11 protein-coding genes are annotated in these 14,493 nt (G+C 69.8%); 6 read left to right on the forward strand and 5 right to left on the reverse strand.

The genetic code is table 11. The features are described from left to right. Nucleotides 1–18: 18 nt before the first annotated feature. From LX16_RS23230 to LX16_RS23240, 3 genes are read right to left on the reverse strand one after another with little or no spacing between them, the layout of a single operon-like run. Complete coding sequence (locus tag LX16_RS23230; protein WP_147143320.1) at nucleotides 19–813, reverse strand: ABC transporter ATP-binding protein; 795 nt, start codon at nucleotides 811–813, stop codon at nucleotides 19–21. A gap of 48 nt (nucleotides 814–861) precedes the next feature. Next, complete coding sequence (locus LX16_RS23235) at nucleotides 862–1,551, reverse strand: glycosyltransferase family 2 protein (RefSeq protein WP_147143323.1); 690 nt, start codon at nucleotides 1,549–1,551, stop codon at nucleotides 862–864. Between the two features lie 55 nt (nucleotides 1,552–1,606). Further along, entirely contained in the window at nucleotides 1,607–3,604 is a 1,998-nt protein-coding gene (locus LX16_RS23240) for a hypothetical protein (protein ID WP_147143326.1), read from the reverse strand. A 66-nt stretch (nucleotides 3,605–3,670) separates the two neighbouring features. On the opposite strand from LX16_RS23240, the gene LX16_RS23245 reads away from it, so the two are divergent. Continuing rightward, nucleotides 3,671–5,731 (forward strand): M3 family metallopeptidase, encoded by a 2,061-nt coding sequence (locus LX16_RS23245; protein ID WP_211354721.1) that lies wholly within the window; start codon nucleotides 3,671–3,673, stop codon nucleotides 5,729–5,731. Nucleotides 5,732–5,783: 52 nt separating this feature from the next. On the opposite strand, the gene LX16_RS23250 is transcribed toward LX16_RS23245, so the two are convergent. Together LX16_RS23250 and LX16_RS23255 are read right to left on the reverse strand one after the other, a co-directional pair. Further along, nucleotides 5,784–6,428 (reverse strand): response regulator, encoded by a 645-nt coding sequence (locus tag LX16_RS23250; RefSeq protein WP_147143329.1) that lies wholly within the window; start codon nucleotides 6,426–6,428, stop codon nucleotides 5,784–5,786. A gap of 5 nt (nucleotides 6,429–6,433) precedes the next feature. After that, nucleotides 6,434–7,672, reverse strand: coding sequence for a sensor histidine kinase (locus LX16_RS23255; protein ID WP_147143332.1), 1,239 nt, complete (start codon nucleotides 7,670–7,672; stop codon nucleotides 6,434–6,436). Nucleotides 7,673–7,908: 236 nt separating this feature from the next. Here LX16_RS23255 and LX16_RS23260 point away from each other — a divergent pair, with 236 nt between their 5' ends. The 5 genes from LX16_RS23260 (at nucleotide 7,909) to LX16_RS23280 (ending at nucleotide 14,332) form a co-directional block, all read left to right on the forward strand. After that, a complete protein-coding gene (locus LX16_RS23260; protein WP_147143335.1) occupies nucleotides 7,909–8,766 on the forward strand; it encodes a CPBP family intramembrane glutamic endopeptidase in 858 nt (285 codons plus the stop codon). 519 nt (nucleotides 8,767–9,285) lie between these two features. Continuing rightward, on the forward strand, nucleotides 9,286–10,278 hold the full coding sequence (locus tag LX16_RS28065) for a peptidoglycan-binding protein (protein WP_158645709.1): 993 nt from the start codon (nucleotides 9,286–9,288) through the stop codon (nucleotides 10,276–10,278). Between the two features lie 417 nt (nucleotides 10,279–10,695). Further along, nucleotides 10,696–12,063: an extracellular solute-binding protein gene (locus LX16_RS23270; protein WP_147143341.1), complete on the forward strand. Its 1,368-nt coding sequence runs from the start codon at nucleotides 10,696–10,698 to the stop codon at nucleotides 12,061–12,063. 23 nt (nucleotides 12,064–12,086) lie between these two features. Next, nucleotides 12,087–13,451, forward strand: coding sequence for a carbohydrate ABC transporter permease (locus LX16_RS23275; RefSeq protein WP_147143344.1), 1,365 nt, complete (start codon nucleotides 12,087–12,089; stop codon nucleotides 13,449–13,451). Nucleotides 13,452–13,462: 11 nt separating this feature from the next. Continuing rightward, the gene (locus tag LX16_RS23280) at nucleotides 13,463–14,332 is read left to right on the forward strand and encodes a carbohydrate ABC transporter permease (RefSeq protein ID WP_147143347.1); all 870 of its coding nucleotides are present in this window, start codon (nucleotides 13,463–13,465) and stop codon (nucleotides 14,330–14,332) included. Nucleotides 14,333–14,493 lie beyond the last annotated feature (161 nt).

Genomic DNA, 14,493 nt, shown 5'->3' on the forward strand with positions numbered 1-14,493 from the left:
TCCGGCGGTCGTCCGACGTCACGCGGCCCGGGCGCCGTACCGGTCGCCGTCCCGGGTGAGGGTGAGCGGCAGGCCGAAGGTCTTCGTCAGGTTCTCGGCCGTCAAGACGGTGTCGATGAGCCCGGACGCGACCACCGCGCCCTCCCCGAGCAACATGGCGTGCGTGAACCCGGGCGGAATCTCCTCCACGTGGTGCGTGACCAGCACCAGGGCGGGTGCGTCGGGGTCCATGGCGAGTTCGCCGAGGGTGGCGACCAGTCGCTCCCTGCCGCCGAGGTCCAGGCCGGCCGCCGGTTCGTCCAGGAGCAGCAGCTCCGGGTCGGTCATGAGCGCCCGGGCGATCTGGGTGCGTTTGCGTTCACCCTCCGAGAGGGTCCCGTAGTCGCGGTCGGCGAGGTGGCCGATCCCGAACCGGTCCAGCAGTTCACGGGCGCGTTCCTCGTCGACGGCGTCGTACTGCTCCCGCCAGCGGCCGACCACCGCCCAGGCCGCCGTCACGACCACGTTGAGGACCTTCTCGTCGGCCGGGATGGACTCGGCCAGTGCGGCGGTGGTGACGCCGATGCGGGGCCGCAGTTCGGCGAGGTCCACTCTGCCCAGTCGCTCGTCGAGGACGCGCATGGTGCCGCCGGTGGGGTGCATCCGTCCGGCCGCGAGGTTGAGCAGCGTGGTCTTACCCGCCCCGTTGGGACCGAGCACCACCCAGCGTTCGTCCAGTTCCACCTGCCAGTCGACGGCGTCGAGCAGGGTGTTCCGGCCGCGGCGAACCACGACCTTGGCGGCGTTGATGACGAGATCGGCTGAATCCGGCACGCTTGAATACTGCCATGGCCGCCGTGCCGGGGTCCGGGTCGGCCCGGGTCACCGGCGCGGGCGCGCCCGTTCCCTGCCGAGTATCCACAGTGCTTCGACGCCGTCCCGCCAGGTGATCTTCTTGCCCTCCTCGCGGGTCCTCGCCCGGTAGGAGATCGGCACCTCGAATGGGCGGATTCCCCGCCGCAGCAGCTTCGCCGACAACTCCGCCTCCACGCCGAAGCCCTGCGAACGGATGCGCAGCGACCGGTACAACGCGACCGGCATCACCTTGAAACAGGTCTCCAGGTCACCGATGTAGGAGTTGAACAACACGTTGGCCGCCAGCGTGACCGCCTTGTTGCCCATGACGTACCAGAAGGAGTAGGAGGTGTGGCTGCCGAAGGTCCGGTTGCCGTACACGACCTCGGCCCTACCGGACAGGATCGGCGCCAGCAGGTGCGGGATGTCCTGGGCGTCGTACTCCAGATCGGCGTCGAAGATCACCAGGTACTCACCGGTCGCGGTGGCGACGGCGGTGTTGATGGCCGCGCCCTTCCCCCGGTTGCGGCGGTGCGTGAGCAACCGCATCCGCGGGTCCCGGATGTCGGCGAGGATGGCCGCGGTCCGGTCCCGGCTGCCGTCGTCCACGACGATGAGCTCGACCGGGCACGGGTACTGGACGGCAAGCACGTGCGCGATCGCGTCGGCGACCCGCGCCGCCTCGTTGAACACCGGCATCACGATGGTCAGCTTCATCACGTCTCCGTCGTACGGGCGGCCGGGTGGCGGACCCGGCGGGTGTATGGCGGCATCAGCCGTGGCCACCGCGGCGAATTCGGGCACGCCGGGTGGCACCGAGCCGTTCGGGCGTCCAGGTCGGTGTGCCGGGCGGCATCGCGCCCCTGTCACGTCGCATCCGCGACACGACGAGTCGCCGGAACTCGGCGAGCCCCTGCCGGTCCGGGTGACCGGAGGTGAGTACCCGGTGCAGTACCCGGCGGGCGTCGTGACGTGGCAGTTCCTCCAGTCCGGCGATGATCTCGCCAGGACCGTCGAGTTCCATCAGGCGCAGCGACGACTCCGCGGTGAGGAGTTGCCGCTCGTCGTCGGTGAGGTCGATGAGGTCGAGGATCCCGGTCTCCACGAGGCACACCAGGGCCGCCGGGGCCAGGGCCGGGTCCGAACGCACCCGCCGCAGCAGCTTCGCCGAACCGGGCTGCACGTCGTAGAGCAGTTCCAGGATCGCCGCCGCGCGGCTTCGCAGCGGGGTGGCGCGGGCGACGTCGAGCAGGGCCTCGAGATCGCGTCCCGGCTCGGACAGCCAGGCGTCGACCTCGCTGGCGGCGGCGGCCGGCGGATAGTGCTGGGTGACGACGCCGAGCATCTCGGTCGCCTCCGACGCGGCCAGTTCACCGACCAGGCCGGCCTCGCGTCCCTCGGCGAGCATCCTGTCGCGCAGTACGAAGGTGGCGAGGTCGGTGAGCCGCACCAGCTCCGTCGGCTGCCGCAGTTCGGCGGCGAGGTCGGCGGTGGTGTCGGGGTCGAAGGGGCTGTCGATGCCGTCGCCGGACAGGTCGGCCAGGAACACCGGGTCGGTGACGCCGAAGTCGCGCCGGACCGCCCCCAGGTCGGTGAGCCGGTCCCACAGTCCGGTGAGGTCCCGTTCCAGGAGTCCGCGTTGGCGGCGCCGCACCTGGGGCGGCATGGACTCTATGTCGACGACCGCGCCGCAGCAGTGCCACCACACGGTCTCCTCCAGGCGCTTGACCGGCATGGGTGAGGGGAGACTGTAGAGGGAGCTGAGGATGTCGGGCAGCACCTCGTCGAACCCGGGTTCCAGGGCCGAGGGCGGCGCCGCCGGGTCGGGTCGCAGGAAACGGCCGCCCAGTGCGGGGATCGCCTCGAACAGCCGGCGCCACAGGGCGATCGGATCGGCGAGCACCCGCCTGGCCCGCGCCACCGGCACGAGCCGTCCCCGGTAGCGCCGGACCAGCCGGGCGCGCTTGGCCCAGGCCACGAGCAGGTCGGCCTCCGCGCGGGAGCCCGCGCCGATCGCGGCGACCAGCTCCCGCGACCGGTGCCCGGTCAGTCCGCCGGTCGCCGGGTCCACCGGTCGCCCGGTGTCGCCGAGCCACCGGATCAGGCCGTGGACCCGTGCGACGGTGGTTCCGGTCGCGGCGGCGTCGGCGAGCCGGTGGTCGTCGGGCAACGCGACCGGGAGCTGCGCGGGTGCCCGCTCCTCCCCCGGCTGCCAGTGCCCGGCCTGCGCCGCGGTCAGCCTGGCGAGCAGCGCCTCGTCCACACCGAGCCGTTCCCGCCGGGCACGACGCTGGAAGGCGGCGAGCCGTTCGGCGTCGTCGACGGAGACGCCGTGGCGGCGTGCCAGCAGTGACCAGTACTTGCCGACGCCGTACCGTTCGACGTCGGCGAGGGCGGCGGGGTATTCCCGCGCGGCGGCGTCGATCGCGGCCTCGTTGTCGGGCAGGGCCGCGCCCCTGGGGTCGCGGAGCCCGTAGTCGGCGATGAAACGCAGCAGGGACCGCAGCACCTCGGGGGCGGCGGCGAGCTCCTCCGGTTCGGCGTCGAGATACCGGGGGATCCACTCCAGAAGGTGATGACGCACGTGGGCGGGCGTCCAGTAGGTGAGCCTGCCGTCGCTGGAGTAGTGGCGGGAGTCCAGTGCGGACCGGAGCAGTTCCGGGTCGGCCGGCAGCGACCGCTCCCGCGCCCACACCACGCACCGGCGGACGAGCAGATTCCGGGCGACGTGATATTCGTCGCGTTCATCTATCTCGAAGCAAGTCCGCACGCCCGTTGTCACCCCTGTCGCCTTCGCGACCATGGTAGGTCGGTGATCACGGGTAGCCTGACGTGGGTGACCGATACGAATAACCCGTTCTTCGTTCCCAGTACGCTGCCGTACGAGATGCCGCCGTTCGACACGATCGAGGAGGCCCACTACCTTCCGGCGGTGGAGAGGGGAATGGCCGAGCAGCGCGCCGAGATCGAGGCGATCGTCTCCGATCCCGAACCCGCCACCTTCGAGAACACCGTCGTGGCGTTGGAACGTTCCGGCCGGATACTTCAGCGGGTGCTGCTGGTGTTCTACAACATCAGCTCCGCAGACACCAACCCGAACCTCCAGGACCTCCAGAAGCGGATCGCCCCGATGGTCACCGCCCATCAGGACGAGATGCGTCTCGACGCCCGGTTGTTCGCCCGGATCAAGGACCTTCACGACCGCGCCGGGGAACTCGGCCTCGACGAGGAGCAGGCATGGCTGCTCCGCAGGTACCACCTCGACTTCGTGCGCGCCGGTGCCGCCCTGTCGGACGAGGACAAGCGTCGCCTCAGGGAGCTCAACGAGGAGTTGGCGCTGCTGTCGACCACGTTCTCCCAGAACCAGCTCGCGGCCACCAACGCCGCCGCCGTCGTGATCGACGACGTCGCCGAGCTCGACGGCATGTCCGCCGACGCGATCACCAGCGCCGCCAAGGCGGCCGCCGCCCGCGGCCTGGACGGCAAGTACCTGTTGACGTTCAACAACTTCACGATGCACCCGCAGCTCGCCGCCCTGACCGACCCGAAGGTGCGGGAGCGGATCTACACCGCGTCGATCCGGCGCGGCAACGACGGGTCCGATTCGGACAACTCGGAGACGGTGCTGCGCATCGTCGCCGCCCGTGCCGAGCGGGCCGCGCTGCTGGGCTACTCCGACCACGCTGCCTACACCATCGAGGACCAGACGGCCGGGACGGCGCAGGCCGCCGCCGACATGCTCGCGCGGCTGGCTCCGGCGGCGGTGGCGAACGTCAGGGTCGAGGCGGTGGAGCGCGCCCAGGTGCTCGGCCGCGAGACCATCGACCCGTGGGACTGGTCGCTGGCGACCGAACGGCTCCGCAAGGAGCGCTACGACTTCGACGCCTCGGCGCTGCGGCCGTACCTGGAACTGGAGCGGGTCCTCCGGGACGGCGTCTTCTTCGCCGCGAACCGGTTGTACGGCCTGAGCTTCACCGAACGGTCCGACCTTCCGACGTACCACCCGGACGTGCGGGTGTTCGAGGTGTTCGAGGAGGACGGTTCGCCGCTCGGACTGTTCTGCGCCGACTTCTTCACCCGCGACTCCAAGAACGGCGGCGCGTGGATGAACTCCCACGTGCTGCAGTCGCGGCTGCTGGATCAGCGGCCGGTGGTGGTGAACAACCTCAACATCCCCAAGCCGCCCGCCGGTGAGAAGGCCCTGCTGACCTTCGACGAGGTCACCACCATGTTCCACGAGTTCGGTCACGCCCTGCACGGGCTGTTCTCCGACGTGACGTACCCCCGCCTGGCCGGGACCAACGTGCCGCGTGACTTCGTCGAGTTCCCCTCCCAGGTCAACGAGATGTGGTCGACCTGGCCGGAGGTGCTGGCCAACTACGCCAGGCACCACGAGACCGGTGAACCGATGCCCCGGGAACTGGTGGACCGGCTGCTGGAGTCGCAGCAGTTCAACGAGGGGTTCGCCACGACCGAATACCTCGCCGCGGCGCTGCTGGACCTGGCGTGGCACCGGTTGTCCGCCGACCGGGTGCCCTCGGGCTCCGACGCCCGCGCGGTGGTGGAGGCGTTCGAGGCGGCCGCCCTGGAGACGGCGGGTGTCGCGGTGCCGGAGGTGCGTCCCCGCTACCGGACCACCTACTTCGGACACGTCTTCAGCAGCGGGTACTCCGCCGGCTACTACTCCTACATCTGGAGTGAGGTGCTGGACGCCGACACGGTGGCGTGGTTCAAGGAGAACGGCGGCCTGACCCGCGCCAACGGCGACCGCTTCCGCGCGCGGCTGCTGTCGCGCGGCGGCAGCACCGACGCGATGGGCCTGTTCCGCGACTTCGCGGGCCGCGACCCGCGCATCGAGCCGTTGCTGCGCAAGCGCGGCCTCGACGCCGCGATCTGACCGATCCGCCCGCCGGTGCCGCGCGGCACCGGCGGGCGTCTTCTCCGGACGGTCAGTCCGGCCGGTGCCCGGCGACGTACAGGGCGAGCCTGGTGCGGTCGCGGAGTCCCAGTTTCCTGAGCACGGCCGAGATGTGGTTCTTGACCGTCCCCTCGGTGATGTAGAGCCGCCTCGCGATCTCGCGGTTGGTGGCGCCGTCCCCGACGAGCCGTGCGACCTCGTGTTCCCGTGGTGACAGTTCCGACAGTCCCCCACCGTCGCCCACCGCACCGTCGGAGCGCAGGCCCGCGACCAGGCGTGCCGCGGCGGCCCCACCCAGCACGGTCTCACCCCGCGCCGCCCGGCACAGCACCGACACCAGTTCCTCCGGCGGGGTGTCCTTCAGCAGGTAGCCCCTGGCCCCGGCGCGCAGCCCGCCGAAGACGTAGTCGTCGTCGTCGAAGGTGGTGAGGATGACCGCCGCGACGGCCGGGTGCCGGTGGGACATCGCCTCGATCAACGCGATCCCGTCCATGTGCGGCATGCGGACGTCGACGAGGGCGACGTCGGTCTCCACTCGTTCCAGCAGGGCGAGGGCGGCCGCCGCACCCGCCGCGTCACCCACCACCTCGACGGCGGGTTCGATCTCCAACAGTTTGCGTAGTCCCTGGCGCATGAGCACCTGGTCGTCGACGATGAGCACCCGCACCGGCCGCATCGCCGTCACCCGACCCGGGCCGGAACCGGCGCGGGGAGTTCGGCGCGGAGTGTGAACCCGCCGGTGTCGCCCGTCGTGGTGATCGTGCCGCCCAGCACGGCGACGCGGTGACGCAGGCCGTCGATGCCCAGGCCGTCGGAGACGTCGTCGCCGCGGCCCCGGCCGTCGTCGCGGATGGTCAGCACCACACCGAGCACCGACCGGTCCAGCCGGATCGTCACCCGGCGGGCACCCGAATGTCTCACCACATTGGTCAGTCCCTCTTGGAGTACCCGGTACAGCACCAGTTCGGCGTCCTCACCGACCTCGTCCACGCCGGTGTGGGCGGCGAAGTCGACGGTCAGGCCGTCCCCGTCGAACGATCCGGCGAGCGCGGCGAGGGCGTCGATCCCGGCCCGTCCCTCCAGTGCCAGCGGCCGGAGTGCCCGCACCCACCGCCTGGTGTCGGCCAGGGCCTCGGCGGTGAGCTGCCTGGCCTGGGCGACCTCCTCCCAGGCGCCGTCCCGTCCCGCCGCGCGGTACCGCTCGGCGTTGCGCAGGCCGAGAGCGATGACCGTCAGGTAATGACCCACCGAATCGTGCATCTCGCGGGACATGCGGGCGCGCTCCTCGCCGACGGTCAGTTCCCTGACCCGGTCGGCGTACCGGCGCAGATCGGCGTGGGCGCGGGCCTGCTCCGCCAGCAGTTCCCGGGTGCGACGGGCATGCCGTTGCTCCGAACTCAGGACGTTGGCCATGGCGATGGCCCACGCGGCGAAGACCCCCGTCACGGCGGACTCCACCAGCGCCACGGTCAGGCTGTTGCGGAAGTACAGGGAGATGCCGAAGGCGACCGCCAACATCACGAACCCGTACACGATCGCCCCGCGGTTGCCGAAGACGAAGACGACGTGGACGACGACCAACGCCATCAGCACGACGCTCGCCCACCCGCCCACGAGCAGCATCAGGCAGATCAGGGCGGCGAACACCGCGCTCAGTACCTTGCGCCAAGCGGGCGCGGTGGGTGTCCACCTCAGCATCGGCCAGATGGCGGCGGCCAGGAGCGCACCCACGAGCATCGGTGCCGTCGTGGGTTGCATCCGTTGTGGAGTGCCGACGTCGACGAGGTTGAGGTCGGCCGCGGCGGACGCCAACACCAGTACGACGGCACACCAGAACGGTCCGCTGAACAGCAACGGTGCCCGGCCGTCGACGACCCGGATCCACCGTCCGCGCGGGTCGGGTGGTGTTGGTTCCTCCATACGGCAACGCTAACAGCGCGCGACCGCAGCGCGAGGTGCGGCGGCGACGTCTACGCTGGTCGGGGCGGTGGCACCGTGCCGAGGACATGACCGTGGTCATGGCCCGGCATGGCCGGAAGGCCGTTCGGCCGTGTCGATCGGGGGACTCCGGTCCGGTGTTCCACCGTGCCGCGACATGACCCGCCGGGTCCGCTCGGCCGATCCGCCCGCCGACGGGGTCGCCATACGTTCGGGGCATGAGTGAGATCGAAGAGTCAAAGCCCCCGAGATTCCATCCGCTGGTGCGGATCCTGTTGACCATGGCCGGGATGTTCGGCTTCGTGGCGGCGGGAATCGCGGTGTCCCTGATCGTCATGCCGTTCGGGCTGCACTCCGAGGTCGCCGGCCTGTTCTCGGTGGCGGGTATGGCGGCCGGTGCGATCGGGGTCGCCGCGCTGCTGCGCCGGTTCGTCGACCGGCGGCCGGTCCGCCCGGTGCGCCGGTCGTCGCCGTGGAGTGCCAGCGGGGCGCTGCTCACCGGTGTCGTGCTGGCGGCGGCGGTGATGGGCCTGGTGAAGGTGGTACGTGTCCTGTTCCTGGGCGACACCTGGCAGGCGTTCCCGATGAGCGGCTGGGTACTGGCCGGATTGCTCGCGCTGCGCGGGTTGGTGATCCTGCTGGGCCAGGCGTTCCCGGAGGAGTTGCTGTTCCGGGGCTACCTGTTCTCGTCGCTGTCGCGGCAGTGGCCGCGTTGGGCGGTGGTCACGGCGGTGTCGGTGTCGTTCGGCGTGCTGCACGTCATCTCCAACCCCGGCGCCGACGCCGACCTCGGTTTCCGGTTGCTGTACGCGGTCATGGCCACCGGCCTCGGGCTCGCCGTGGCCGCGTGCCGCGCCTACGGCGGCACGATCTGGCTCGCGGTGGGTTTCCACACGGGTCACAATCTGACGGCGGGGGCGCTCGGTACGTCGGCCTACGACTGGTCGCTGCTGTTGTCCGGCGCGGCACTGGCCGGCTTCGGCACGGTTCTGCTCCTGCTCGACCGGCGGCGTTCCCGTCGCGCCGGGAACGCCGTTCCCACCGCCACGGCGGTAGCCGCCGGACCGGCGGCGTGAACCGTCCACCACACTCGTCGTGACGTTCGCACCACCGGAGTCGGGGACACCGCCTCATCCCGCCGATGAGACACCGGCACCCCCGGCTCCGGCCGCCGATGACGTGCCACGGGACGGGCGACGGGCCGTCGACGAGGTGGGGTCGTGACCACGCGACGGCCGATGTTCCCGAACGCGAATGTCGTGCGGCGTAGCCGAAGGCGGCTCCCACATGGTGGACACACCGGCCAGGTCACATGACTCCGCAGGTGAGAGCGGCCGCTACCGACACCGCAGCCGCTACGGAGTATGTCGATTATGGTTGCGAATATTGACAATCGTAAAGTCACAGTGGGACGATTCCGACCCACCGGGACCCACGTCCCGGCGAACCGGAGGCCCCGGTCACCGACCGGCCCGCCCGCGTACCCACGGCGTCGCCGGATCCCCGGCACCACCGCGGCCTCCGGTCCAGGTTCGCCACCACGGCGAACACCGCCGACCGGCCGGCGACGGCCGGACACCGCCCGGAGAATCACCATGAACAGAACACCGACACCCTCTCGTGTCGGCCACTCCCGCCGCCGACTCACCCGATTGCTGGTGGGGCTGACCACCGCCTTGGCGCTGGCGGTCACCGGCGTCGTCGGCGCCAACCTCGCCTACGCCGCACCCGCCACCACCGCCGCTCCCGCCTGGCCGCTCGTCCGCAACGGCGACACCGGCGACCGGGTGAAGACCGTGCAGCTCCTGCTGCGTCACCACGGTGAATCGATCGACGCGGACGGCATCTTCGGTCCGCTCACCAAGGGCGCCGTCACCCGGTTCCAACAGGACAACGGACTGGGCGCCGACGGCATCGTGGGTCCGCAGACCTGGCCGGTACTCACCGTCGACCTGAACACCGGCTCCTCGGGCGAGGCGGTGAAGGCGCTGCAGACCCTTCTCAACCGCCACGACCACGACGTGCCGGTCGACGGCGCGTTCTCGTCCGCCACCCAGGCCGCGCTCGCCGAGTTCAAGGCCGAACACGGTCTCGCCGCGGGCACCGCCGTCAACGACACGGTGTGGCAGTACCTCGTGGGCGCCTCACCGCCGGTCGGCGACGCCTCGCTGCCACTGGACCACGACCTGTTGCCCCGCACCGAATGGGACGACCCGCACCACGACTACCCCGCCATCGACCTGGCCGTGCCGACCGGCACGCCGGCGCTGGCGGTGGTCGCCGGTACCGCGAGCCGCATCAACGATTCGAGCTGCGGCCTGGGCGTCAACATCGTCGACGCGGCGGGGAACCGCTACACCTACTGCCACTTCTCCTCCATAGGCGTCTCCAACGGGCAGAAGGTCACGCCCGGGCAGCAGATCGGACGCACCGGCAACACCGGGAACTCCACCGGCCCGCACCTGCACTTCGCGATCCGGAAGCCCCCGAACACCAGTGTCTGCCCGCAGCGTTGGTTGATCGCCGTGTACGACGGTGACCCCGTACCGAACCCGACGACCCTTCCCACCACCGGCTGCTACTACTGATCCCGGCGCTCCTCGCCCGTGATCGCCGGGGGCGGTCGCGGCACGGCCTTCACCCGTGACCGCGACCGCCCTCCGGCCGTGTTCAGGTTCCGGCCACCCAAACGTCCGCCGTCCGCCCCGCCGGGGTGGCCGGCAGGTTAACCGGGCGGCCTTTAGTTCCGTCTGACGGTTCACCGTGATCTCCGTGATCCGGCCGGGGGCCGTCACCACCGCGCGCCGGCATCCGGCCGGTCACGGTGCGGCTCCGTGCGTTTTCGGCCGATTCCGCCATTAAGATCCGGCTATTGCCAAGTTTGGATCTTTGTGGGTATCGTCCTTGCGTCGGAACCAGGGTCGCTTCCGCGTTCATCCATAGTGGGGTGACCTCTGCCCCGGTTCCCACCCCGGGAATCCATTTAAGCCCATTATGGAGGAAGAATGCGACGCGCTCGCGCGATCGCCGGCTGTGCGCTGGCGGCGCTGCTCGTGACCGGATTGACGGCATGCAGCGACGAACCCGAAGACGAAGGCGCCATCGACGTCTGGATCGGATTCACCGACTACCGACTGGACTGGGCGAAGGAACGCGCCGCCGAATTCACCGAGAAACACCCCGAGTTCACCGTCAACGTGCAGGGCTACGAGAGCTACGAGGTCCTGTTCGACGCCTTGACCGCGGCATCCCAGCAGGGCGAGCCCCCGACCATCGTGCAGAACTTCGAGGCCGCCACGCAGGAGTCGAGGGACGCCGTCAACGCCGACGGTGAACCGCTGTTCGCCTCCGTCGAGGACGCCATCGGCGGCCGCGACGAGATCCTCGGCGAACCGGTCGTCCTGGACGACGTCGTGGACGCCGCCCGCTCGTACTACACGGTCGACGGCGAGTTCTCCTCCATGCCGTGGAACACCTCCACGACCCTGTTCTACTCCAACTCGACGTACCTCGAGGCGGCCGGCGTCGACGCGCCCCCGCAGACCTGGGAGGACGTCACCGCCGCCTGCGACAAGATCATGGCGCTGGACGACGCCCCCGCCAACTGCATCAGCTGGCCGAACCACTCCTGGTTCCCGGAGCAGGTGCTCGCCGAGCAGGGCGGCCTGCTCGCCGACCAGGACAACGGACGGTCGGGCCGCGCGGAGAACGTCGACCTGACCTCTCCGGAGTGGCTGTCGTTCATCGAGTACTGGAAGGAGCTCAACGACTCCGGCCACTACTACTACTCCGGTGTCCAGGAGGACTGGGACGGCCCCAAGAACGCCTTCGGCGGCCAGGAGGTCGCGTTCCTGCTGACCTCCTCCGGTGACGCGACCTCCGTCGTCACCGAGGCCGAGGCCACCGGATTCGAGGCGCAGGTCAGCCGGATGCCCGTCTTCGCCGACAAGCCCTACTCGGGCAACCTGATCGGCGGCGCGACACTGTGGCTGGTCGACGGCCTCCCCGAGAACACCCGAGACGGCGCCCTGGCCTTCATGCAGTACCTCAACAACCCCGAGAACGCCGCCGACTGGCACAAGACCACCGGCTACATCCCGATCACGAACTCCGCGATCGAACTGCTGGAGACCGAGGGCTGGTTCGAGGAGAACCCGTACCAGCAGGTCGCGACCGACCAGTTGGCGCTGTCGGACGGTTCACCCGCCGCTTCGGGCGTGTTGCTGGGCAGCTTCGTGGCGATCCGCGCCGAGATCACCAAGGCGGTGGAGGACATCCTCACCTCAGGAGCCGATCCCGCGACGCGGTTCGAAGAGGCCGACGCCGCCGCGCAGCAGCTCCTCGACGAGTACAACTCGCTCTACTCGGGCTGACATCCGTGACGGTCTATCCGATAATGCTGCCGCTGTTCGCGATGACGGCGGTGGCCGGAGCCCTGGTGGGCCGGGCGGTCTGGCGTTCCGCCGGACTGTCCGGCCGCGCCGGCGCCCTCATCGTGGCGCCGGCGGGTCTACTGGGTCCCCTCATCACCATGGTCCCCCTGGAGTCGTGCACCTTCGAACCGGAGCGCGGCCTCATGGACAACGCGGTCGGGACGGTCGCCTTCGCGGGAGGCGCGGCCGTGGCGATCGCCGCGGTGGCGTGGATCGGCCGGGCATTGAGCAGTCCCGGCGGACTCGGGAACCTCGACAGCGGCGGCGACTCGGGAACGTACCGGCACCGGCCGCTCATGCCGTGGCTGCTGCTGGTGCCCACGCTGACGATCCTCGCCGTGTTCCTGTACTGGCCACTGGTGGAGACGTTCCGGCTGTCCACGCACCTGGTCCGGCGCGGCGCCCCGCGTGAGCCGTTCGTCTGTGTGGACAACTACACGGCGCTGCTCGGTCCGAGCCTGGAGTGGTGGTTCGTCGTACCCGCCGCGGCCCTGCTGGTGGCGGCGGTGGCGGCCCACGTCGCCAGACGGCACGCCCGCCCGGGCCTGGACGACACCGCGAACCGGTTGGCGAGGCTGCGTGGCGCCCTGGTGGTCCTGACGGTCGTCGCCGCGACCGCGTCGGTGTTCGGCCCCGGTTACCGGCCGGTCTTCGTCACCACCCTGATCCTCACCTCCGGGACAGTCCTGATAGGTCTCGCCGTGGGCCTGGGAATCGCCTTGCTGGTGTCGCAGCCGATCCGCGGCAGGTCCATCTACCGAACTCTCCTGGTGTGGCCGTACGCCATCAGCCCGCCGATCGCGGGCATCCTGTTCTTCGTCATCTTCGACCCGCTCACCGGCATCGCCGGGCACATCTGGGAGACCCTGACACCCTGGGAGATGCCGAACTACCGGACCGACGCCACTCTGGCGCGGGTGGTGGTGATCGTCGCGAGCATCTGGAAGACGCTCGGTTTCACGATCCTGTTCTACATCGCCGGGTTGCAGAACGTCTCCACCCAGATGTTGGAGGCCGCGCAGATGGACGGGGCGAACGCGTGGCAGCGGTTCCGGCACTTCATCCTGCCGAGTCTGACGCCCATCACGTTCTTCCTGATCGTCACGAACGTGACCTACGCGTTCTTCCAGGTGTTCGGGACGATCGCGTATCTCACCGGCGGCGGCCCCTCCGGCGCCACCACCGACGCCATGACCTCCATCATCGAGGTCTCGACCGGCAACATCGGTGACGGTGCGGCGGGCTCCCTGGTCCTGTTCGCGATGGTGCTCGCGGTGACCGCCTGGCAGTTCCGGGCCACCGGCCGACGTGTCCACTACGGAGCATAGGAGGCCATGGCATGGACATCACCAAGGCCGTGACCGCGACCGAGGAACGGGTACCGAGACGCCGCGGCCGCAGACGCGGCGGCAAGTGGTACCTGCACGTGGCGTTGTCGTTGATCTGCGCGGTCTCGTGCGCACCGGTGGTCTACGCGATCCTGGTGGCGACCCAGAACAACGCGCAGATGATCAACTTCGACCTCACCTTCGGGGACTCGTTCCTCGCGAACCTCGACACGGTGTGGAACGACCGCGATCTCGGCGGGTTCATGGTCAACTCGGCGATAATGGCGATCATCATCTCGGTCGGCAAGGCCGCTACCGGCCTGCTGGCGGGTCTGGCGTTCGTGTACTTCCGGTTCCCGGGTCGTTGGATCGTGTTCTTCTTCGTGTTGATCACGCTCATGATGCCCACCGAGATCTCGATCCTGGCGTTGTTCGAGGTGACGCACGACTTCGGGATCTCGGGAACGATGGCGGGTCTGACGATTCCGTTCCTCGCCTCGGCGACCGCCGCGTTCCTGTTCCGGCAGCACTTCGCGAACCTTCCGGCGAACCTGTCGGAGGCCGCGCAGCTCGACGGCGCCAACCCGATCCAGTTCCTCACCCGAGTGCTGATCCCGTTGTCGTGGAACGTGTTGGGCGCACTGCTGGTCATCGAGTTCCTGTACGGCTGGAACATGTACCTGTGGCCGCTGCTCACCGTCAACGACCGGTCCGACCAGGTCGTCCAGGTGGGACTCGCCAGCCTCCAGCAGTCCGGCCAGGGACAGCTCTACGGGCCGCTGATGCTGGGTGCGCTCATCGCGTCGATCCCACCGATCCTGGTGTTCCTCGCCTTGCAACGCCCGTTCATGAAGGGCTTCGCGATGGCTCGCGACAAGTAGTACAGCGCGATGGCTCGCGACAAATAACGCCGCGCGACGGCTCGCCTTGAACGACGAGGCGAGCCGTTCGCATGTCAGACGGCAGGGCGCACGAGTCCGTCACCTACGGACGGGCCGGCGGCCTTCGGAGTCGGCACCGGCTGCGAACACCGGCCGCGCCA

Source organism: Stackebrandtia albiflava (assembly GCF_007994225.1).
Taxonomy (GTDB): Bacteria; Actinomycetota; Actinomycetes; order Mycobacteriales; family Micromonosporaceae; genus Stackebrandtia; species Stackebrandtia albiflava.